This is a genomic window from Streptomyces longisporoflavus (assembly GCF_014649775.1).
Classification (GTDB): domain Bacteria; phylum Actinomycetota; class Actinomycetes; order Streptomycetales; family Streptomycetaceae; genus Streptomyces; species Streptomyces longisporoflavus.
This window is the reverse complement of sequence record NZ_BMTR01000019.1, coordinates 11468-33163: the sequence shown is the minus strand read 5'-3', so window position 1 is coordinate 33163 and position 21696 is coordinate 11468. Positions and strand designations below refer to the sequence as shown.

General features: G+C 70.3%; 21 protein-coding genes. 1 reads left to right on the top strand and 20 read right to left on the bottom strand.

Going from position 1 to position 21696, the window contains the following annotated elements:
* Window positions 1-38 precede the first annotated feature (38 nt).
* The 13 genes from metK to pyrR all read right to left on the bottom strand — a co-directional run bounded on the left by metK (window position 39) and on the right by pyrR (window position 14503).
* Window positions 39-1247: a methionine adenosyltransferase gene (gene metK, locus IE226_RS31810; RefSeq protein WP_190084885.1), complete on the bottom strand. Its 1209-nt coding sequence runs from the start codon at window positions 1245-1247 to the stop codon at window positions 39-41.
* 348 nt (window positions 1248-1595) lie between these two features.
* Window positions 1596-2807 (bottom strand): bifunctional phosphopantothenoylcysteine decarboxylase/phosphopantothenate--cysteine ligase CoaBC, encoded by a 1212-nt coding sequence (coaBC, locus tag IE226_RS31805; RefSeq protein ID WP_190084884.1) that lies wholly within the window; start codon window positions 2805-2807, stop codon window positions 1596-1598.
* Window positions 2808-2939: 132 nt separating this feature from the next.
* Complete coding sequence (rpoZ, locus tag IE226_RS31800) at window positions 2940-3212, bottom strand: DNA-directed RNA polymerase subunit omega (RefSeq protein WP_005319902.1); 273 nt, start codon at window positions 3210-3212, stop codon at window positions 2940-2942.
* A 75-nt stretch (window positions 3213-3287) separates the two neighbouring features.
* Complete coding sequence (gmk, locus tag IE226_RS31795; protein WP_190084883.1) at window positions 3288-3881, bottom strand: guanylate kinase; 594 nt, start codon at window positions 3879-3881, stop codon at window positions 3288-3290.
* 38 nt (window positions 3882-3919) lie between these two features.
* Window positions 3920-4243 (bottom strand): integration host factor, encoded by a 324-nt coding sequence (locus IE226_RS31790; protein ID WP_005319887.1) that lies wholly within the window; start codon window positions 4241-4243, stop codon window positions 3920-3922.
* A gap of 287 nt (window positions 4244-4530) precedes the next feature.
* Entirely contained in the window at window positions 4531-5376 is an 846-nt protein-coding gene (gene pyrF, locus IE226_RS31785) for an orotidine-5'-phosphate decarboxylase (protein ID WP_190084967.1), read from the bottom strand.
* Between the two features lie 5 nt (window positions 5377-5381).
* Window positions 5382-6488, bottom strand: coding sequence for a quinone-dependent dihydroorotate dehydrogenase (locus IE226_RS31780; RefSeq protein ID WP_190084882.1), 1107 nt, complete (start codon window positions 6486-6488; stop codon window positions 5382-5384).
* A gap of 75 nt (window positions 6489-6563) precedes the next feature.
* Window positions 6564-9872, bottom strand: coding sequence for a carbamoyl-phosphate synthase large subunit (carB, locus tag IE226_RS31775; RefSeq protein ID WP_190084881.1), 3309 nt, complete (start codon window positions 9870-9872; stop codon window positions 6564-6566).
* The gene (gene carA / locus IE226_RS31770) at window positions 9865-11010 is read right to left on the bottom strand and encodes a glutamine-hydrolyzing carbamoyl-phosphate synthase small subunit (protein WP_190084880.1); all 1146 of its coding nucleotides are present in this window, start codon (window positions 11008-11010) and stop codon (window positions 9865-9867) included. Before carA ends, carB begins: the two co-directional genes overlap by 8 nt.
* Window positions 11007-11579: a PH-like domain-containing protein gene (locus tag IE226_RS31765; RefSeq protein ID WP_190084879.1), complete on the bottom strand. Its 573-nt coding sequence runs from the start codon at window positions 11577-11579 to the stop codon at window positions 11007-11009. Before IE226_RS31765 ends, carA begins: the two co-directional genes overlap by 4 nt.
* Window positions 11576-12862: a dihydroorotase gene (locus IE226_RS31760; protein WP_190084878.1), complete on the bottom strand. Its 1287-nt coding sequence runs from the start codon at window positions 12860-12862 to the stop codon at window positions 11576-11578. The genes IE226_RS31765 and IE226_RS31760 overlap by 4 nt, the downstream gene beginning before the upstream one ends.
* The gene (locus IE226_RS31755) at window positions 12862-13848 is read right to left on the bottom strand and encodes an aspartate carbamoyltransferase catalytic subunit (RefSeq protein ID WP_190084966.1); all 987 of its coding nucleotides are present in this window, start codon (window positions 13846-13848) and stop codon (window positions 12862-12864) included. Before IE226_RS31755 ends, IE226_RS31760 begins: the two co-directional genes overlap by 1 nt.
* 82 nt (window positions 13849-13930) lie before the next feature.
* A complete protein-coding gene (gene pyrR / locus IE226_RS31750) occupies window positions 13931-14503 on the bottom strand; it encodes a bifunctional pyr operon transcriptional regulator/uracil phosphoribosyltransferase PyrR (RefSeq protein ID WP_190084877.1) in 573 nt (190 codons plus the stop codon).
* 198 nt (window positions 14504-14701) lie between these two features.
* On the opposite strand from pyrR, the gene bldD reads away from it, so the two are divergent.
* Window positions 14702-15202, top strand: a complete 501-nt coding sequence (gene bldD / locus IE226_RS31745; protein ID WP_135330908.1) for a transcriptional regulator BldD — start codon at window positions 14702-14704, stop codon at window positions 15200-15202.
* Between the two features lie 227 nt (window positions 15203-15429).
* On the opposite strand, the gene nusB is transcribed toward bldD, so the two are convergent.
* The 7 genes from nusB to aroC all read right to left on the bottom strand — a co-directional run bounded on the left by nusB (window position 15430) and on the right by aroC (window position 21638).
* A complete protein-coding gene (gene nusB / locus IE226_RS31740; protein ID WP_190084876.1) occupies window positions 15430-15864 on the bottom strand; it encodes a transcription antitermination factor NusB in 435 nt (144 codons plus the stop codon).
* A gap of 2 nt (window positions 15865-15866) precedes the next feature.
* A complete protein-coding gene (gene efp, locus IE226_RS31735; protein WP_190084875.1) occupies window positions 15867-16433 on the bottom strand; it encodes an elongation factor P in 567 nt (188 codons plus the stop codon).
* A gap of 60 nt (window positions 16434-16493) precedes the next feature.
* The gene (locus IE226_RS31730; protein ID WP_190084874.1) at window positions 16494-17600 is read right to left on the bottom strand and encodes an aminopeptidase P family protein; all 1107 of its coding nucleotides are present in this window, start codon (window positions 17598-17600) and stop codon (window positions 16494-16496) included.
* Window positions 17601-17693: 93 nt separating this feature from the next.
* On the bottom strand, window positions 17694-18671 hold the full coding sequence (locus IE226_RS31725; RefSeq protein ID WP_190084873.1) for a Pro-rich N-terminal domain-containing protein: 978 nt from the start codon (window positions 18669-18671) through the stop codon (window positions 17694-17696).
* A gap of 161 nt (window positions 18672-18832) precedes the next feature.
* Window positions 18833-19945 carry a 3-dehydroquinate synthase gene (gene aroB, locus IE226_RS31720; RefSeq protein ID WP_190084872.1) on the bottom strand — a complete coding sequence of 371 codons (1113 nt, stop codon included), beginning with the start codon at window positions 19943-19945 and terminating at the stop codon, window positions 18833-18835.
* Entirely contained in the window at window positions 19942-20457 is a 516-nt protein-coding gene (locus IE226_RS31715) for a shikimate kinase (protein WP_190084871.1), read from the bottom strand. The genes aroB and IE226_RS31715 overlap by 4 nt, the downstream gene beginning before the upstream one ends.
* Window positions 20454-21638 carry a chorismate synthase gene (aroC, locus tag IE226_RS31710; RefSeq protein ID WP_190084870.1) on the bottom strand — a complete coding sequence of 395 codons (1185 nt, stop codon included), beginning with the start codon at window positions 21636-21638 and terminating at the stop codon, window positions 20454-20456. Before aroC ends, IE226_RS31715 begins: the two co-directional genes overlap by 4 nt.
* Window positions 21639-21696 lie beyond the last annotated feature (58 nt).

The following is a 21696-nucleotide window of genomic DNA, read 5'->3' as shown; positions in this document are numbered from 1 at the left end:
GCACCGGGCCTCGTCGAAAACTCGCCGTGCGAGGGAGCCTAGAGCCCCGCCGCCTTCCGCAGCGCGTCCACGCGGTCCGTGCGCTCCCACGTGAAGTCGGGGAGCGCCCGGCCGAAGTGGCCGTACGCGGCGGTCTGGGAGTAGATCGGGCGGAGCAGGTCGAGGTCGCGGATGATCGCGGCGGGGCGGAGGTCGAAGACCTCGCTGATCGCGGCCTCGATCTTGTCCGTGTCGACCGTGGCCGTGCCGAAGGTCTCCACGAACAGGCCCACCGGCTCGGCCTTGCCGATCGCGTACGCGACCTGGACCTCGCAGCGGGCCGCGAGGCCTGCCGCGACGACGTTCTTGGCGACCCAGCGCATGGCGTAGGCGGCCGAGCGGTCGACCTTGGACGGGTCCTTGCCGGAGAAGGCGCCGCCGCCGTGCCGGGCCATGCCGCCGTACGTGTCGATGATGATCTTGCGGCCGGTGAGGCCGGCGTCGCCCATCGGGCCGCCGATCTCGAAGCGTCCCGTCGGGTTGACCAGGAGGCGGTAGCCCTCGGTCTCCAGCTTGATGCCGTCCTCGAGGAGCGCCTTCAGCTCGGGCTCGACGACGAACTCCCGGATGTCGGGGGCCAGGAGCGAGTCCAGGTCGATGTCGGAGGCGTGCTGCGAGGAGACCACGACCGTGTCGAGGCGGACGGCCTTGTCGCCGTCGTACTCGATGGTGACCTGGGTCTTGCCGTCGGGGCGCAGGTACGGGATGGTCCCGTTCTTGCGGACCTCGGAGAGCCGGCGCGAGAGACGGTGCGCGAGGTGGATCGGGAGCGGCATGAGCTCCGGGGTCTCGTCGCAGGCGTACCCGAACATCAGGCCCTGGTCGCCCGCGCCCTGCTTGTCGAGCTCGTCCTCGTCGCCCTCGACACGCTTCTCGTACGCCGTGTCGACGCCCTGCGCGATGTCGGGGGACTGCGAGCCGATGGACACCGAGACGCCACAGGAGGCGCCGTCGAAGCCCTTCTTCGAGGAGTCGTATCCGATCTCGAGGATCTTGTCGCGGACCAGCTGCGCGATCGGCGCGTACGCCTTGGTGGTGACCTCGCCGGCCACGTGCACCAGGCCGGTGGTGATCAACGTCTCCACGGCGACCCGGGATTTCGGGTCCTCCCGCAGAAGGGCATCGAGAATGGTGTCGCTGATCTGGTCAGCGATCTTGTCGGGGTGACCCTCGGTCACAGACTCCGAGGTGAAGAGACGGCGGGACACATCGCTCCCTGTGGTTGCAGCGGCTGCTGGCTGATCATTGGTGGACGGCCGGGGGCTGCGCCCGGCGTCGTCCGAGACCAGTTTATCGGTCGCACTCGGCCGCCGGACCACGTGTCTCGCCACTTGGGAGTGCTGTGACCTGCGGCACTGCATTGTGCGGTACGACGATCGGTCTCCACCAGAGGGCCCCGCGCCCGAATTTCCCGGGTTTGGGGCGCCCAATGGGGCGAACATGACATTAGGGCCTTGGTTTCCACCGCACTTCTAGTGTGGCTCCGGCGAAGGCGGCATCACCCGAACGCCCACCGGATGCCGCCCGGATGCCGACCGGATGTCACCCACCCTTTTTCAGGAGTTCCGCGGCAGGCGTTCGGTAACGAGATCCCAGACGGTGTCCGCGAGCGCTTCCTTGGGGCCGTACGGAACAGGGGTCTCGCTGCCGTCGGCGCCGAGCACGACCGCCTCGTTCTCCTCGGAGCCGAAGGTCTTGCGCTCGCCCACTTCGTTGACGACGAGCAGGTCGCAGCCCTTGCGTTCCAGCTTGGCGCGGCCGTTGGCGAGCACGTCGTCGGTCTCGGCGGCGAAACCGACGACGACCTGGCCGGGGCGGGGCCGCTCGCCGGCGATCTCCGCGAGGATGTCGGGGTTGCGGACCAGGGCGATCGGGGCCGGCTCCTGGCCGTCCTTCTTCTTGATCTTTCCCGCCGCGTACGTCCCGGGGCGGAAATCGGCCACGGCCGCCGCCATCACCACGGCGTCGGCGTCCGCCGAGGCCTTGAGGACCGCCTCGCGGAGCTGTACGGCCGTGCCGACGGGCACGACGTCGACGCCCGCGGGCTCGGACAGCGCCGCGTTCGCCGACACGAGCGTGACGCGGGCGCCGCGCGCCGCCGCGCTGCGGGCCAGGGCGTACCCCTGCTTGCCGGAGGAGCGGTTGCCCAGGAAGCGGACCGGGTCGAGCGGCTCGCGCGTGCCGCCCGCGCTGACGACGACATGCCGCCCCGCGAGGTCCTGCCCGAGGTCGCCGCGCGCCAGGACGCGGCGTACGACCTCGAAGAGCTCCACCGGGTCCGGGAAGCGGCCCTTGCCCGTGTCGACGCCGGTGAGGCGGCCCACGGCGGGCTCGATGACGAGGGCGCCGCGGCGGCGCAGTGTGGCGACGTTCTCCTGCGTGGCCGGGTGCTCCCACATCTCCGTGTGCATGGCGGGCGCGAAGATCACCGGACAGCGGGCGGTGAGGAGCGTGTTCGTCAGGAGGTCGTCGGCGAGGCCGTGGGCCGCCTTCGCCATCATGTCGGCCGTCGCCGGGGCGACGATCACGACATCGGCGGCCTGGCCGATCCGCACGTGCGGGACCTCGTGGACGGAGTCCCACACCTCGGTCGAGACCGGGTTGCCGGACAGCGCCGACCAGGTCGCCGCCCCCACGAAGTGCAGCGCCGATTCGGTCGGCACGACGCGTACGTCATGGCCCGACTCGGTCAGCCGCCGCAGCAGCTCACAGGCCTTGTACGCGGCGATACCGCCGCTGACCCCCAGAACGACCTTGGGCTTGCCCACAATGCCTCCCCGCACTCCTGATCCCCGGACCGGGGAACGTACGACTCCATGACACACCACAGGCCCGGCAGTCGCGCTGCCGGGCCTGTGGTGAAGAACTGCAGACGAACAACTGCAGGAAAAGAATTGCGACTACTGGGCCGGGCCCTCGATGGCCTCGGACGTCAGCAGACCCGCGTTGATCTCGCGGAGCGCGATGGAGAGCGGCTTCTCGTGGACGTGCGTGTCCACCAGCGGGCCGACGTACTCCAGCAGACCCTCACCGAGCTGCGAGTAGTACGCGTTGATCTGGCGCGCGCGCTTGGCGGCGTAGATCACGAGGCTGTACTTCGAGTCGGTTGCTTCGAGGAGCTCATCAATCGGCGGGTTGATGATGCCCTCGGGCGCAGTGATGGAAGAGGACACTCTCTGCCTTCCGATGGGGATTGGCCTTCGAATGGAGATGGAAGATCAATCCGGGATTACTGAGGATGAAGAAGATCAAACAACTTTCATCAAGGCTAGCAGCTCACGTGCCACGTCCTCGACGGAGGTATTGACCAGGGTCGTGTCGAACTCGGCCTCCGCGGCGAGTTCGATCTTCGCCGCGGCGAGCCTGCGTTCGATGACCACGGGCTCCTCGGTCCCGCGGCCGGTGAGCCGGCGGACCAGTTCCTCCCAGCTCGGCGGGGCAAGGAAGACCAGCTGAGCCTCGGACATCGACTCGCGGACCAGGCGTGCGCCCTGCAGATCGATCTCCAGGAGGACGGGCTCGCCCGCCTCGAGGCGCTCGAGGACGGCGCCGCGGGGCGTGCCGTAGCGGTTGCCCGCGAATTCGGCCCATTCGAGCAACTCGCTGTTGGCGATCAGCTTGTCCATTTCTTCGTCGGAGACGAAGAAGTAGTGGACACCGTGCTTCTCGCCGGGGCGCGGCTTGCGCGTGGTGGCCGAGACCGAGAGCCAGACCTCGGGGTGTTCTTTGCGCATATGAGCGACGACCGTGCTCTTGCCGACCCCTGAGGGGCCGGAGAGCACGGTCAGCCGCGGACGTGCGTCCGGGGGCACGGGGGTCGTCCCCCGGGATGTTGCAGCCATGCAGCGATTATCCAGGTTCTCAGGAGTGCCTGAGAACGTCAGGCAGCGCCACCACCGAACTCACGCTCCAAGGAGGCGATCTGGTTGGAGCCGAGACCCCGCACACGGCGGCTCTCGGAGATGCCAAGACGCTCCATGATCTGCTTGGCGCGGACCTTGCCCACGCCGGGCAGCGACTCCAGGAGGGCGGAGACCTTCATCTTGCCGATGACATCGTTCTCCTGACCCTGCTTGATGACCTCATGGAGCGAGGCACCGGAGTGCTTGAGTCGATTCTTGACCTCGGCCCGCTCCCGGCGAGCCGCGGCGGCCTTTTCGAGCGCGGCTGCGCGCTGTTCAGGGGTAAGGGGCGGAAGAGCCACGCCTACGTCACCTCGGATGTCGAACTGTCGGATACGGACCGGTGAGGAACCTAGTCGCCCCACACCTGGTGAGCAACGTGCAACGCGCTTGCCCGTTCGCTCTCGTCGGAGACTAGCGGGCATGGCCGCCGGAGTCAGCGAGAACAGACGAAAAGTCCTGGTCAGCCTCTGTCGAGGTGTACATTTCGGGCAATTCACCCTGGATTTGGCCTGGTGAGCCATCGGCGAAACGTGAGGACGTGGCCGGACACGTCCTCCGAAGACGGAAAAACGCCCTCGGCGGCCCCTCAGACGGAGCCGACCGCCTCGCGGATCTCGTCCGCGAAGCGGCTCGCCGCGACGCGAAGACCCGCCACGTCGGGACCGTGACGCAGGACACCCCGGCTGACGCTCGGCACGACGTTGCGCACGGCGTCCCCGAAGACCCCCGGAAGATCCGCGGGAGTGGCACCCTGCGCCCCGATCCCGGGAGCGAGCAGCGGCCCGTTGACCGCGAGGTCGTACGAGGAGAGGTCCCCCAGCGTCGCCCCGACGACGGCGCCGAAGGAGCCCAGGGGCCGCGCACCGGCGTTCTCGGCGGCCAGGTGCCCGAGCATCGTCGCGCCGATCGTGCGGCCGTCCTCGCGCACCGCGTGCTGCACCTCCGCGCCCTCGGGGTTGGAGGTGAGGGCGAGGACAAAGAGGCCGGTGCCGTTCTCGCGCGCGAGGTCGACGGCGGGCTTCAGCGAGCCGTATCCGAGGTAGGGCGAGACCGTGAGGGCGTCGGAGAACAGCGGCGAGTCCTTGTGCAGGAAGGTCTCGGCGTACGCGGCCATGGTCGAGCCGATGTCGCCGCGCTTGGCGTCCATGACCACCAGGGCCCCGGCCGCGCGCAGCTCCTGGACCGCCTTCTCCAGTACGGCGATGCCGCGTGAGCCGAACCGCTCGAAGAACGCGCTCTGCGGCTTGAAGACCGCCACCGTGCCGGCCAGCGCCTCGACGACGGTGCCGGTGAACTTCTCCAGGCCCGCCACGTCGTCGTTCAGGCCCCAGGCGGACAGCAGGGAGGCGTGCGGGTCGATGCCGACGCAGAGCGGGCCGCGCTCGTCCATGGCGTGGCGCAGGCGCGTACCGAAGGGTTCGAGGGCACTCATGCTGGTCACTGGGGCTTCCTTGCGTCGGCGCCGACGGCCTCGGCGAGCGTGGCGTACGGGGAGGTGTTGAGGCGGGCGGCGAGACCCTTGTGGATCGCGCGGGCCCAGAAGGGTCCTTCGTAGATGAAGGCGCTGTAGCCCTGCACCAGGGTGGCGCCCGCGAGGATCCGCTGCCAGGCGTCCTCGGCGTTCTCGATGCCGCCGACGCCCACGAGCGTGATGCGGTCGCCCACGCGCGCGTAGAGGCGGCGCAGGACCTCCAGGGAGCGCTCCTTGAGGGGCGCTCCGGACAGACCGCCGGTTTCTCCGTAGAGCGAAGGTTCTGATTGCAAACCGAGGCCCTCGCGCGCGATGGTCGTGTTCGTCGCGATGATGCCGTCCAGGCCGAGTTCGACGGCCAGGTCGGCGACCGCGTCGATGTCCTCGTCCGCGAGGTCGGGCGCGATCTTCACGAGGAGCGGCACGCGCCGCCCGGAGACACTGCGGTCGGCCGCCTCGCGTACGGCGGTCAGGAGCGGGCGCAGCGACTCGGTGGCCTGGAGGTTGCGCAGGCCGGGGGTGTTCGGGGACGACACGTTGACCACGAGGTAGTCGGCGTGGGCGGCGAGCCGCTCGGTCGACTTCACGTAGTCGGCGGCGGCCTCCTCCTCGGGGACGACCTTGGTCTTGCCGATGTTGACGCCCACGACCGTCTTGAAGACGGCCCTGCGGGCGCCCAGGCGCTCGGCCACGGCCGCCGAGCCCTCGTTGTTGAAGCCCATGCGGTTGATCAGCGCCCGGTCCTGCACGAGGCGGAAGAGCCGCTTCTTGGGGTTGCCGGGCTGCGGCTCCCCCGTGACGGTGCCGATCTCGATGTGGTCGAAGCCCAGCATCGACATGCCGTCGATCGCGACGGCGTTCTTGTCGAAGCCCGCGGCGAGCCCGAAGGGGCCGTGCATGCGCAGGCCGAGGGCCTCGGTGCGCAGCTCCTTGTGGCGCGGCGCGAGCACGGCGGCGATGAACGTGCGCAGCACGGGGATACGGGCCGCGAGCCGGATCCAGCGGAAGGCCGTGTAGTGGGCCTGCTCCGGGTCCATGCGCTTGAAGACGAGGTCGAAGAAGAATTTGTACATGTAAGGGGTCCTCGGGTGTCCTCGGGTGTGCTCACCAGAAGGGGGACACCGGATCGGTGTCCCCCTGGTGGGCTGCTAGTCGCGGGCCGCGGTCAGATGCTCCGCGTGTTCCTGCAGTGAACGGACGCCCACGTCCCCGCCGTTGAGCGCGTCGATGCCCTGGACGGCGGCGGCGAGCGCCTGGACCGTCGTCAGGCACGGCACGGAGCGGGAGACGGCCGCCGTACGGATGTCGTAGCCGTCGAGGCGGCCACCGGTGCCGTACGGGGTGTTGACGATGAGGTCGACCGCGCCGTCGTGGATCAGCTGGACGATCGTCTTCTCGCCGTTGGGGCCCTCGCCCTCGCTCTGCTTGCGCACGATCGTGGCGTTGATGCCGTTGCGCTTGAGCACCTCGGCCGTGCCGGACGTGGCGAGCAGCTCGAAGCCGTGCGCGACCAGTTCGCGCGCCGGGAAGATCATCGAGCGCTTGTCGCGGTTGGCCACCGAGATGAAGGCGCGGCCCTTGGTCGGCAGCGGACCGTAGGCTCCGGCCTGCGACTTGGCGTACGCCGTGCCGAACACCGAGTCGATGCCCATGACCTCGCCGGTGGAGCGCATCTCCGGGCCGAGGACGGTGTCGACGCCGCGCCCGTGGATGTCGCGGAAGCGCGACCACGGCATGACGGCTTCCTTGACCGAGATCGGAGCGTCCATCGGCAGCGTGCCGCCGTCACCGGTGGCCGGGAGCATGCCCTCGGCGCGCAGCTCGGCGACGGTGGCGCCGAGCGAGATGCGCGCGGCGGCCTTGGCCAGCGGCACCGCGGTCGCCTTCGAGGTGAAGGGCACGGTGCGCGAGGCGCGCGGGTTGGCCTCCAGGACGTAGAGGATGTCCCCCGCCATCGCGAACTGGATGTTGATGAGGCCGCGGACGCCGACGCCCTTGGCGATGCCCTCCGTGGAGGCGCGCAGGCGCTTGATGTCGTGGCCGCCGAGGGTGATCGGGGGCAGCGCGCACGCGGAGTCGCCGGAGTGGATGCCGGCTTCCTCGATGTGCTCCATGACGCCGCCGAGGTAGAGCTCCTCGCCGTCGTAGAGCGCGTCCACGTCGATCTCGATCGCGTCGTCGAGGAAGCGGTCGACGAGCACCGGCCGCGAGGGGCTGATCTCGGTCGACTCCTCGATGTACGCGGACAGGCGGGTCTCGTCGTACACGATCTCCATGCCGCGGCCGCCGAGCACGTACGACGGGCGTACGAGGACGGGGTAGCCGATCTCGTCGGCGATGGACTTGGCCTCGGCGAAGGTGGTGGCGGTGCCGTGCTTGGGCGCCGGGAGACCGGCCTCCGCGAGCACACGGCCGAAGGCTCCGCGGTCCTCGGCGGCGTGGATGGCCTCGGGCGGGGTGCCCACGACCGGGACGCCGTTGTCCTTGAGGGCCTGCGCGAGGCCGAGGGGGGTCTGGCCGCCGAGCTGGACGACGACGCCCGCGATGGGCCCTGCCTGCGCCTCGGCGTTGACGATCTCCAGGACGTCTTCGAGCGTCAGCGGCTCGAAGTACAGCCGGTCGGAGGTGTCGTAGTCCGTGGAGACGGTCTCCGGGTTGCAGTTGACCATCACGGTCTCGTAGCCCGCGTCGCTCAGCGCGAAGGAGGCGTGGACGCAGGAGTAGTCGAACTCGATGCCCTGGCCGATGCGGTTGGGGCCCGAGCCCAGGATGATGACCGCGGGCTTCTCGCGCTTGGCGACCTCGCTCTCCTCGTCGTACGAGGAGTAGAAGTACGGCGTCTTCGCGGCGAACTCGGCGGCGCAGGTGTCGACCGTCTTGTAGACCGGGCGCACGCCGAGCGCGTGGCGCACCTCGCGGACGACGTCCTCGCGCAGGCCGCGGATCTCGGCGATCTGGTGGTCCGAGAAGCCGTGCCGCTTGGCCTCGGCGAGCAGGTCGGCGTCCAGGCGCTCCGCGGCGGTCAGCTCGTCCGCGATCTCCTTGATCAGGAAGAGCTGGTCGACGAACCACGGGTCGATCTTCGTGGACTCGAAGACCTCCTCGGGGGTGGCACCGGCGCGGATGGCCTGCATGACGGAGTTGATGCGTCCGTCGGTCGGCCGGACGGCCTCGGCCAGCAGCTCGGCCTTGTCGCCGGGCTCGCCCACGAAGGTGAACTGCGAGCCCTTCTTCTCCAGGGACCGCAGCGCCTTCTGCAGCGCCTCGGTGAAGTTGCGGCCGATCGCCATGGCCTCGCCGACCGACTTCATGGTGGTCGTCAGGGTCGAGTCCGCCGAGGGGAACTTCTCGAAGGCGAAACGCGGGGCCTTGACCACTACGTAGTCGAGGGTCGGCTCGAAGGAGGCCGGGGTCTTCTCGGTGATGTCGTTCGGGATCTCGTCGAGCGTGTAGCCGACGGCCAGCTTTGCCGCGATCTTCGCGATCGGGAATCCGGTGGCCTTCGACGCGAGCGCCGAGGACCGCGAGACACGCGGGTTCATCTCGATGACGATGACCCGGCCGTCCGTCGGGTCGATGGCGAACTGGATGTTGCAGCCGCCGGTGTCGACACCGACCTCGCGGATGATCGCGATACCGACGTCACGCAGGGTCTGGTACTCGCGGTCGGTCAGCGTCATCGCCGGGGCGACGGTGATCGAGTCGCCGGTGTGCACGCCCATCGGGTCGAAGTTCTCGATGGAGCAGACGACCACGACGTTGTCGTTCTTGTCGCGCATCAGCTCCAGCTCGTACTCCTTCCAGCCGAGGATGGACTCCTCCAGGAGCACCTCGGTGGTCGGCGAGAGCGTGAGGCCCTGTCCGGCGATGCGGCGCAGCTCCTCCTCGTCGTGCGCGAAGCCTGAACCGGCGCCGCCCATGGTGAAGGAGGGGCGCACGACCACGGGGTAGCCGCCGAGCTCGTCGACGCCCTTGAGGACGTCGTCCATGGAGTGGCAGATGTACGAGCGTGCGGACTCGCCGTGCCCGATCTTCTTGTTGACCTCTTCGACGACGCCCTTGAAGAGGTCGCGGTCCTCGCCCTTGTTGATCGCCTCGACGTTGGCGCCGATGAGCTCGACGCCGTACTTCTCCAGGACGCCCTGCTCGTGCATGGAGATCGCGGTGTTGAGCGCGGTCTGGCCGCCCAGGGTGGGCAGGAGCGCGTCGGGGCGCTCCTTGGCGATGATCTTCTCGACGAACTCGGGGGTGATCGGCTCGACGTAGGTCGCGTCGGCGATCTCCGGGTCGGTCATGATCGTCGCCGGGTTCGAGTTGACCAGGATGACGCGCAGGCCCTCGGCCTTGAGGACGCGGCACGCCTGGGTGCCGGAGTAGTCGAACTCCGCTGCCTGGCCGATGACGATCGGACCGGAGCCGATGACCAGGACGGACTGGATATCGGTGCGCTTAGGCACGCTGGGCTCCTTCTGCGGTCATCAGGGATACGAAGCGGTCGAAGAGGTACGCGGCGTCGTGCGGACCCGCGGCGGCTTCGGGGTGGTACTGGACGCTGAACGCGGGCTGGTCGAGCAGCTGGAGCCCCTCCACCACCTGGTCGTTCAGGCAGACGTGGGAGACCTCGGCGCGTCCGTACGGCGTGTCGGAGACCTTGTCGAGAGGCGCGTCGACGGCGAAGCCGTGGTTGTGCGCGGTGACCTCGACCTTGCCGGTGGTGCGGTCCTGCACCGGCTGGTTGATGCCGCGGTGGCCGTACTTCAGCTTGTACGTGCCGAAGCCGAGCGCCCGGCCGAGGATCTGGTTGCCGAAGCAGATGCCGAAGAGCGGGGTCTTGCGCTCGAGGACGCCCTTGACCACGGTCAGGTCGACGGTGGAGGGGTCGCCGGGGCCGTTCGACAGGAAGAAGCCGTCGGGGTTGACCGCGTACACGTCCTCCAGCGTCGCGGTGGCGGGCAGCACGTGCACCTCGATGCCGCGCTCGGCCATGCGGTGCGGGGTCATGCCCTTGATGCCCAGGTCCAGGGCGGCCACGGTGAACTTCTTCTCGCCGATGGCGGGGACGACGTACGACTCGGTGGTGGCGACCTCGGCGGACAGGTCGGCGCCCACCATCTCGGGGGCCTCCTTGACGCGGGCGAGCAGCGCCGCGTCCTCGGGGAGGGCCTCTCCGGAGAAGATGCCCACGCGCATGGCGCCGCTCTCGCGCAGGTGGCGGGTGAGCGCACGCGTGTCGACGCCGCTGATGCCGACGACGCCCTGCCGGACGAGCTCGTCGTCCAGGGTGCGCCGGGAGCGCCAGTTGGAGGGCACGCGCGCGGGGTCGCGCACGACGTAGCCGGAGACCCAGATGCGGGCGGACTCGTCGTCCTCGTCGTTCACGCCCGTGTTGCCGACGTGCGGGGCCGTCATGACGACGACCTGGCGGTGGTACGAGGGGTCGGTGAGGGTCTCCTGGTAGCCGGTCATGCCGGTGGAGAACACCGCTTCGCCGAAGGTCTCCCCCACGGCCCCGTAGGCGCGGCCGCGGAAGATGCGGCCGTCCTCCAGGACGAGTACGGCGGGAGTCTTGCGGGCTCCCCTTGTGGAGGTCGTCATCGTGCGGTGCCTTCCGTCGTGCTGGTCGTATCGATCATGTTGTTGATGGCCTTGACCCACTGGGCCTGCTCGGCCGCGTGGTCCGAGCGGAAACCCGAGTCGATCAGCTTCTCGCCGTGCTGCCAGGTGACGATCAGCAGACCGCCCTCCGCCAGGACCTTTCCGGCGATGCCTTTGTCGAGGCGGGCCTCACGCAGTTGTCCGGCCGGGACGAAGAAGTCGGCTGCCCCGGGGCGTACGACGGCGAGGCCCGCGTCCGTGAGCGTCAGCTCCACGCGGCTGCGGGTACCGAGACCGTGCGCCACGATGCGGTCCAGCCACTGCCCTGCGGTGGTCGAGCCGTGGTAGCGCCCGGTCAGCTCAAGTTTCGCCGGGGCCGCGTCATCCGGCACCACGGGGAGCGGCGGCAGGTCGCTCTGAAGCGTGCCGCGCCACTTCCAGCCCTCGCGCATCAGCCAGTAGACCAGTGCGACGAAGAGCAGAAGGCCGACGACCCAGCCCGCGCGGGCGGCCCAGTCCGTCACGTCCGCCGACTTCTTTTCGGCGGCCAGTTGCAAAAGAGAGGTCACGCGAGCTTCCCGTCGACGAGCGTGGCGCGGCCCCGCAGCCACGTGTGCGTCACGCGGCCGGGCAGCTCACGGCCCTCGTAGGGGGTGTTGCCGCTGCGAGAGGCGAAGCCCGCGGGGTCCACGACTCCACGGTAAGCCGGATCGAGAAGCGTGAGGTTCGCGGGCTCACCTGCCGAGACGGGGCGTCCGTGACCCGTGGCCTGCCCGATCTCGGCGGGCTTGACGGACATCCGGTCGGCGACCGCGGCCCAGGTCAGCAGGCCCGTCTCGACCATCGTCTGCTGGACGACGGAGAGCGCGGTCTCCAGGCCCACCATGCCCATGGCGGCCGCGGCCCACTCGCAGTCCTTGTCCTCGTGCGGGTGCGGGGCGTGGTCGGTGGCGACGATGTCGATCGTGCCGTCGGCCAGGGCCTCGCGCAGGGCCATGACGTCGCGCTCGGTGCGCAGCGGCGGGTTGACCTTGTAGACCGGGTTGTACGTGCGGACCATCTCGTCGGTCAGGAGCAGGTGGTGCGGGGTGACCTCGGCGGTCACGTCGATGCCGCGCGACTTGGCCCAGCGCACGATCTCGACGGAGCCCGCGGTCGACAGGTGGCAGATGTGCACCCGCGAGCCGACGTGCTCGGCGAGCAGCACGTCACGCGCGATGATCGACTCCTCGGCGACGGCCGGCCAGCCGCCGAGCCCGAGCTCCGCGGAGACGACGCCCTCGTTCATCTGGGCGCCCTCGGTGAGCCGCGGCTCCTGCGCGTGCTGGGCGACGACGCCGCCGAAGGCCTTCACGTACTCCAGGGCGCGGCGCATGATCACGGCGTCGTCGACGCACTTGCCGTCGTCGGAGAAGACGGTGACGCCGGCCGCGGACTCGTGCATCGCGCCGAGCTCGGCGAGCTTCTTGCCCTCCAGGCCGACGGTGACGGCGCCGATCGGCTGGACGTCCGCGTAGCCGCCCTCCTGGCCGAGGCGGTAGACCTGCTCGACGACGCCCGCGGTGTCGGCGACGGGGAAGGTGTTGGCCATGGCGAACACGGCGGTGTAGCCGCCGGACGCGGCGGCCCGCGTGCCGGTCAGGACGGTCTCGGAGTCCTCGCGGCCGGGCTCGCGCAGGTGGGTGTGCAGGTCGACGAGGCCGGGCAGCAGGATCTTGCCCTCGGCCTCGACGACGGTCGCGTCGCCCGCCTCGATGCCGGTCCCCACTTCGAGGATCGTCTCGCCGTCGATCAGGACGTCCTGCGCCTCGCCGCCGAGCACCTTCGCACCACGGATCAGGGTCTTGCTCATTACTTGCTCTCCGAATCGTTGGGCCGGGTGTGGGTGACGGCGGGTTCGTTCCCGCCCAGGAGCAGGTACAGGACCGCCATACGGGTGTGGACGCCGTTGGCGACCTGCTCGATGACCGTGCAGCGCTCGGAGTCGGCGACCTCGGCGGTGATCTCCATGCCGCGGACCATCGGGCCGGGGTGCATCACGATGGCGTGCTCCGGCATCTTCGCCATGCGCTCGCCGTCCAGGCCGTAGCGACGCGAGTACTCGCGCTCGGTCGGGAAGAACGCGGCGTTCATGCGCTCGCGCTGGACGCGCAGCATCATGACGGCGTCGGACTCCGGGAGCACCCGGTCCAGGTCGTACGACACGTCGCAGGGCCAGGTGTCCACGCCGACCGGCACCAGGGTGGGCGGGGCGACCAGGGTGACCTCGGCGCCCAGGGTGTGCAGGAGGTCGACGTTCGAGCGCGCGACGCGGCTGTGCAGGACGTCGCCGACGAGCGTGATGCGCTTGCCCTTGAGGTCCTTGCCGAGGCCCGCGTCCCTGCCGACGAGCCGGCGGCGCATGGTGAAGGCGTCGAGCAGTGCCTGCGTGGGGTGCTGGTGGGTGCCGTCGCCCGCGTTGATCACCGGGGCGTCGATCCAGCCGGAGGTGGCCAGGCGGTAGGGGGCGCCGGACGCGCCGTGCCGGATGACGACGGCGTCGACGCCCATCGCCTCCAGGGTCTGGGCGGTGTCCTTGAGGGACTCGCCCTTGGAGACGCTTGAGCCCTTGGCGGCGAAGTTGATGACGTCGGCGGAGAGGCGCTTCTCGGCGGCCTCGAAGGAGATCCGGGTCCGGGTCGAGTCCTCGAAGAACAGGTTGCAGATCGTACGGCCGCGCAGGGCGGGAAGCTTCTTGATCGGCCGGTCGGCGACCCGGGCCATCTCCTCGGCGGTGTCGAGGATGAGAACGGCGTCGTCGCGGGTGAGGTCGGCGGCCGAGATGAGGTGTCGCATCATCGGGGTGTACTCCGTCATGTGGAGGTGTGCGGGCACGCGGGCGCGCAGGGGTGTGCCCCGGCGCCCGTGGGGGAAGCCGGTCCTACGCGGAAGCGGGCTTGGCGCCGAGCAGCACGGCGTCGCGGCCGTCCTCCTCGGCGAGCTGGACCTTGACCGTCTCCCGCAGCGACGTGGGGAGGTTCTTGCCGACGTAGTCGGCACGGATCGGGAGTTCGCGGTGGCCGCGGTCGACGAGGACGGCGAGCTGCACCGCGCGCGGCCGGCCGATGTCGTTCAGGCCGTCGAGGGCGGCGCGGATGGTGCGGCCGGAGAAGAGCACGTCGTCGACGAGGACGACGAGGCGGCCGTCGATGCCGTCACCGGGAATCTCGGTGCGGGCGAGTGCGCGCGGCGGGTGCATGCGCAGATCGTCGCGGTACATCGTGATGTCGAGTGAGCCAACCGGGATACTGCGTCCGGTGATTTCTTCGAGCTTCTCGGCGAGTCGCCGTGCGAGGAAGACGCCGCGGGTGGGAATGCCGAGCAGCACCACGTCTTCGGCGCCCTTGGCGCGCTCGACGATCTCGTGCGCGATGCGGGTCAACACCCGTGCGATGTCCGGGCCTTCGAGCACGGGCCGGGCGACATCGGGTTCGTTCGTGTCGTGCGAGTCCATATGAAACGGACCTCCTTCTCCGCCTCACGGGACGGACCTTAAAGGACGTCGGAATTGCGCCATCCAAGGTACCAGCACCGACAACACCGCCGGTCACGGCCCCCCTCGGAAGGGTCGGTACGGACCTTTCGGCTTGACGCACCCAAGTAACGCTGCGTAACCTCACAGTGAGTTACCGTTCTTCGTCCGGGGAGCCATATGTCCAGCGAATACGCCAAACAGCTCGGGGCCAAGCTCCGCGCCATCCGTACCCAGCAGGGCCTTTCCCTCCACGGCGTCGAGGAGAAGTCCCAGGGACGCTGGAAGGCGGTCGTGGTCGGTTCGTACGAACGCGGCGACCGCGCCGTGACCGTACAGCGCCTCGCCGAGCTGGCGGACTTCTACGGCGTCCCGGTCCAGGAGCTGCTGCCCGGCACCGCTCCGGGCGGTGCGGCCGAGCCGCCGCCCAAGCTCGTTCTCGACCTTGAGCGCCTCGCGCACGTCCCGGCCGAGAAGGCAGGGCCCTTGCAGCGATATGCGGCCACGATCCAGTCGCAGCGCGGTGACTACAACGGCAAGGTGCTCTCGATCCGCCAGGACGACCTGCGCACCCTCGCCGTGATCTATGACCAGTCGCCCTCGGTCCTCACCGAGCAGCTGATCAGCTGGGGTGTCCTGGACGCGGACGCGCGCCGCGCCGTCGCCCACGACGACGTCTGATCCCTCTAGGGAGAGCTGAGCAGAAACGTAACGCCGGGGTGGCCGGAACCGATCGGTTCCGGCCACCCCGGCGTTCTGCGTACGCACAGAGCCCCTGGCGGGTCACAGCAGCCACAGCAGCCCCTTGTGACGCCTCGCGGCGCAGAGATGCCAGAGGGCCCGCAGCGTGACGCTGCGGGCCCTCTGAGCGGCTTGCGAGACCTGGTGGGGCCTGCGCCCCGCCGGCCTCACGCCTCGTCGCGGCGCAGACTCGGCTTCAGATCCTTGAAGCGGCCGAGCAGGCCGTTCACGAAGGACGGCGAATCGTCCGTGGAGAACTCCTTGGCGAGCTGCACGGCCTCGTCGAGCACCACGGCGTCCGGCGTCGCGTCGACCCAGATCAGCTCGTAGGCACCGAGCCGCAGGATGTTGCGGTCGACGACCGGCATCCTGTCCAGGGTCCACCCGACCGCGTACTGCGAGATCAGCTCGTCGATGTGGCGCGTGTGCTGCGCGTACCCCTCGACCAGCTCCATCGTGAACTCGCTCACCGGCGGCTGCCGGGTGTCGGACCGCGAGTGACGCACCCAGTCCGCGAGGACCGTCACTACGTCGGCACCACGCTGGTCGGCCTCGAAGAGGATCTGGAAGGCGCGCTTGCGGGCCGTATTACGAGCAGCCACGGTTAGCTGTTCACCCGGCCGAGGTAGCCGCTGTCACGGGTGTCGACCTTGATCTTCTCGCCCGTGGTGATGAAGAGCGGGACCTGGATCTGGTGGCCGGTCTCCAGCGTCGCGGGCTTGGTGCCGCCGGTGGAGCGGTCGCCCTGGACGCCGGGCTCGGTCTCCTGGATGACGAGCTCGACGGCGGCGGGCAGCTCGACGTAGAGAACCTCGCCCTCGTGCTGGGCGACGGAGGCCGTGAAGCCCTCGATCAGGAAGTTGGCGGCGTCGCCGACGGCCTTGCGGTCGACGTGCAGCTGGTCGTACGTCTCCATGTCCATGAAGACGAAGTAGTCGCCGTCCATGTAGGAGAACTGCATGTCGCGCTTGTCGATCGTCGCCGTGTCGACCTTGACGCCGGCGTTGAAGGTCTTGTCGACGACCTTGCCCGACAGCACGTTCTTGAGCTTGGTGCGCACGAAGGCGGGGCCCTTGCCGGGCTTGACGTGCTGGAACTCGACGACGGACCAGAGCTGGCCCCCGTCGAGCTTGAGCACCAGGCCGTTCTTGAGGTCGTTCGTGGAAGCCACGGTTGCGGAATCTCCTGGACTGACGTGGACGACCCCGGCGCACGCGCATAGCTCGGAAAGCTAGAGCGCGAGCAGCTCCTTGGTCGTGATGGTGAGTAGCTCGGGTCCGCCGTCCGCCTCGGGGCGCACGACGAGCGTGTCATCGATCCGGACACCTCCCCGTCCCGGGATGTGAACCCCCGGTTCGACGGTGACCGGCACGCAAGCGTCCAGTTTACCCATGGCCGCGGGGGCCAACTGCGGGTCCTCGTCGATTTCGAGCCCCACCCCGTGTCCCATCAGCGGAGGGAGACCGTCCGCATACCCTGCGGAGTCCAGCACATGCCGTGCCGCCCGGTCGATGTCACGGTAGGCGGCGCCCGGTGCCAGCGCCTCCCTGCCCGCCCGCTGAGCGGCGAAGACGAGGTCGTACAGCTCGATCTGCCAGTCCGCCGGAGACGTACCGATGACGAACGTGCGCCCGATCTCGCACCGGTAACCCCGATAGCTGGCCCCGAGGCAGACGGAGAGGAAATCGCCCTCCTCCACCCGCCGGTCGGTCGGCCGGTGGCCGCCCCGGCCCGAGTTCGGTCCGGTGGCGACGGAGGTCGGGAAGGCGGGCCCGTCGGCTCCGTGGTCGACGAGGCGGCGCTCCAGTTCCAGGGCGAGATGACGTTCCGTACGCCCCACCAGAATGGATTCGAGCAGCTCGCCGAGTGCCTGGTCCGCGATCTCGGAGCCGATCCGCAGACAGGAGATCTCCTCCTTGTCCTTGACCAGCCGCTGCTGTTCGACCGCTCCCCCGAGATCGGCGAGCCGCAGACGCGGCGCGACGGAGCCGAGCGCGCGATGCCGGGCGACGGTGAGGTCGTGCTCCTCGACGGCCAGCGAATCGGCGCCCTGCGCGGCCGCGAGATCGGCCCCCGCCACGGCGGGGTCCCCGCCGGAGGCGTCGAGCAGGTGCACCCGCAGTCCGTCGTCCGGCCGCTCCTCGCCCTGGTCGTCGCCGGGCGGTCTGCCGCACAGGAGCAGGTCTTCGGTTCTGCCCAGCAGGAGCACGGCGCCCTGCGGCGCCGCTCCCGCGAGATACCGCACGTTGGCGGGACGGGACACCAGCGCCGACGCGCTGCCGCCCGCGGCACAACGCTCCCTCAACCGCTCACGGCGGGCCACGTACACCTCTGACATGCGACGAGCCTATGAGCGCCGGCGCGGGACGGCCGGTCGAGCGCGTCCGACCGAGGGGGCCACGGCTGTCCCGGCAACCTCAGGCGGACCGGCCTACCACTGCGGCGGGCTCGCGATGGAGCGGGCCAGGACGTCGTCGAGGACCCGGGCCGTGGCGGGCACGTCCAGCTGGCTGTTGTCGATGATGGGCAGGCCCGAGCCGTACCAGCCGGCCATACGGCCGTGGATGCGGGCCACTTCCTCGTCCGTGAGGCGGCGGTTGCCGCTGCGCTCGGCGTTGCGCTCCAGGACGATCTCCAGGCCGGGCAGCAGGACCACCGGGAGGAGGCCGGGGCCCACATGCCGCTTCCAGCCGCCGAGGCCGACCACCGGGCGGTCGGGGAAGACCGCGTCGTCGAGGATGCACGAGATGCCGTTGGCCAGGAAGTTGCGAGCGGAGAAGCCGCAGGTGCGGCGCGCCAGGCGGTACTGGGCCTCGGAGTGGTCGTTCCACCCCGACTGCGGGTCCGCGAAGCCCGAGCGCACCCATTCCCGTACGTCGTCGAGGCTGATGTGGGCGGTCGGCACGCTGCGGTGCTCCGCCCAGTACTTGGCGACGCTCGTCTTGCCCGCGCCCGCGGGGCCGATCAGGAGGACGGCAAGCGTGGTGGCGCCGGTGTCCGCCCGTGCCGTGCCGGGCGGGGGGCTCGGCATGGCGACGGGGCCGCCGGGCGGGAGCTGGATGTGGCCGGTCGTGTCCGGCGTCGGCGGCACGGGGGCGCCGGGCGCGTGGGTGTGCTGGGAGGCGGCGCCGTGCTGCGGGGCGGGACCCGCGTGCTGCGGTGCCGGGGCGTGCGCGTGGGGGGCCGGGCCCTGCGGGTGGGCGGCCTGCGGGTGCGGGGCCTGCGGGTGCGGGGCCGTGCCCGGTGGGTGCGGGGCGCCGGCGAATCCCGGCGCGGGAGGCGGCGGGCCGCCCGGCGCTGCACCCGGCGGCGGACCGCTCGGGTGATGTGCGGCCGGGGACCAGCCGGTGGCCGGTCCGTGCCCCGGCTGATGGGGCGGCGGCAGCGGAGACCCCACTGCGTGCTGCATCCGGTGCCACTCCGTCTCGTGCGACTGACGCTGGTCGGGCGGCGGCCGGGGCCACCCGTTACCGAACGGTACCGTCCCCGGCCGACGTTGTGTGAACGGCCGGGGAGGCCGCAGGGTGCCCGTGGCTTGTTCCGGCGGGCCGATTCAGCGCTTCTCGGGCGCTAGTTCGCCACTTCGCCGTACGCGGCGAGCAGCATCGCCGGGTCCGGTCCCTCCAGGACGGTCGGCTTGCCGAGGCCGTCGAGGACGATGAAACGCAGCAGGTCACCGCGGGACTTCTTGTCGACCTTCATGGTCTCCAGGAGCTTGGGCCACTGGTCGTAGCGGTAGCTCAGGGGCAGGCCGACCGACTCCAGGACGGTGCGGTGCCGGTCGGCGGTCGCGTCGTCGAGACGCCCGGCCAGGCGGCCGAGTTCGGCCGCGAAGGCCATGCCCACGGAGACGGCGGCGCCGTGCCGCCACTTGTAGCGCTCGTTCTTCTCGATGGCGTGGGCGAGGGTGTGGCCGTAGTTGAGGATCTCGCGCAGGCCCGACTCCTTGAGATCGCCGGAGACGACCTCCGCCTTGACCTTGATGGAGCGCTCGATCAGCTCGGCCGTGTGCGGGCCCTGCGGGCTGCGCGCCGCCTCGGGGTCCGCCTCGATCAGTTCGAGGATCGCCGGGTCGGCGATGAAACCGGCCTTGATGATCTCCGCGAGGCCCGACACGAAGTCGTTGACCGGCAGCGAGTCGAGCGCCGCCAGGTCGCACAGGACCCCGACCGGCGGGTGGAAGGAGCCCACCAGGTTCTTGCCCTCGGCGGTGTTGATGCCGGTCTTGCCGCCGACCGCGGCGTCCACCATGCCGAGCACGGTGGTCGGCACGGCGATCCAGCGGACGCCGCGCAGCCAGGTCGCGGCCACGAAACCGGCGAGGTCCGTGGTGGCCCCGCCGCCGACACCGATGATGATGTCGCTGCGCGTGAAGCCGGACTGGCCGAGAGCCTTCCAGCAGTACGCGGCGACCTCGGCGGTCTTGGCCTCCTCGGCGTTCGGCACCTGGATGGCGACGACCTCGAAGCCCTGTCCCGCCAGATCGTCGCGCAGCGCGTCGCCGGTCTCGGCGAGCGCCTCCGGGTGGATGATCGCGACGCGCTTGGTCCGCTCGCCGATCAGGCCGGGCAGCTCGCCGAGGAGCTGCCGGCCGACGAGGACCTCGTACGGCTCGGTGCCCGCGGTGCCGCCGACCTGGATGCGGGTGGGCGTCTGCCCCGACGTCTCAGCGGTCTCCGTCATGCTTCCTTCAACTCCAGTGCGTCGAGGACCGCTTGGGCGACCTCTTCGGGGGTGCGGTCGTCGGTGGCGACGACGGCGCGGGCGACTTCGGCGTACAAGTGGCGGCGGGCGTTCATCAGTTCGCGCCACTGCTTGCGCGGGTTGACCGAGAGCAGCGGGCGCGCCTGGTTGAGGCCGGTGCGCTTGACCGCCTCCTCGACGTCCATCGACAGATAGACGACGGGGTGCGGGGCGAGCAGCGCGCGGGACGAGTCGTCGAGGATCGCGCCCCCACCGAGGGCGAGGATGCCCGCGTGCTCGGCGAGCGCCGTCCGCACGGCCTGCCGTTCGAGCTCGCGGAAGCGCGGCTCGCCCTCGTCCACGAAGATCTCCGCGATCTCCCTGCCCTGTGCGGCCACGATGTCGGCGTCGGTGTCCCGGAAGGCGGTGCCGAGGCGCTCGGCGAGCAGTGCGCCCACCGTCGACTTGCCCACGCCCATCGGTCCGACAAGGACGATCTGCGGGCCGGTCACCGGATCTGGAGGTTGTCGAGGTACGACGCCACGTTGCGCCTGGTCTCGGGCACGCTGTCGCCGCCGAACTTCTCGGCGACGGCGTCGGCCAGGGTCAGCGCGACCATCGCCTCGGCGACGATGCCGGCCGCCGGGACCGCGCACACGTCGGAGCGCTGGTGGTGCGCCTTGGTGGCCTCGCCGGTGGCGACGTCGACGGTGGCGAGGGCGCGCGGCACGGTCGCGATGGGCTTCATCGCGGCACGTACGCGCAGCAGCTCACCGGTGGTCAGGCCGCCCTCGGTGCCGCCGGAGCGGCCGGAGGTGCGCCTGATGCCGTCGTCGGTGGAGACGATCTCGTCGTGCGCCTTGGAGCCCGGCACCCGCGCGAGGTCGAAGCCGTCGCCGACCTCGACGCCCTTGATGGCCTGGATGCCCATGAGCGCGGCGGCGAGCCGCGCGTCGAGACGCCGGTCCCAGTGCACGTGCGAGCCGAGCCCGACGGGCACGCCGTACGCGAGCACCTCGACGACGCCGCCGAGGGTGTCGCCGTCCTTGTGGGCCTGGTCGATCTCGGCGACCATCGCCTTGCTCGCGTCCGCGTCGAGGCAGCGCACGGGGTCGGCGTCGAGCTTCTCGACGTCGGCGGGGGTCGGGTAGACGCCGTACGGAGCCTTGGCGCTCGCCAGCTCCGTCACATGGCTGACGATCTCGATCCCGGCCGTCTCCTTGAGGTACGAGCGGGCGACCGCGCCGAGGGCGACGCGGGCCGCGGTCTCGCGCGCCGAGGCACGCTCCAGGATCGGCCGGGCCTCGTCGAAGCCGTACTTCTGCATGCCCGCGAGGTCGGCGTGGCCGGGCCGCGGACGGGTCAGCGGGGCGTTGCGGGCCAGGTCGGCGAGGACCCCGGGGTCGACCGGGTCGGCCGCCATGACCTGCTCCCACTTGGGCCACTCGGTGTTGCCCACCATGATCGCCACCGGCGAGCCCATGGTCAGGCCGTGCCGGACGCCGCCCAGGAAGGTGACCTCGTCACGCTCGAATTTCATGCGCGCACCGCGCCCATAGCCGAGGCGCCGCCGGGCCAGGTGGTCCGCCACCATCTCCGTGGTGATCGGCACGCCGGCGGGAAGACCCTCCAGCGTCGCGACAAGTGCGGGTCCGTGGGACTCTCCCGCGGTCAGCCAACGCAACCTGCTCAACGGTGCTCCTCATGCTCGCGCCTGGAACTGCGTGGCGCGACCGGGTGCGCGGCCCTGG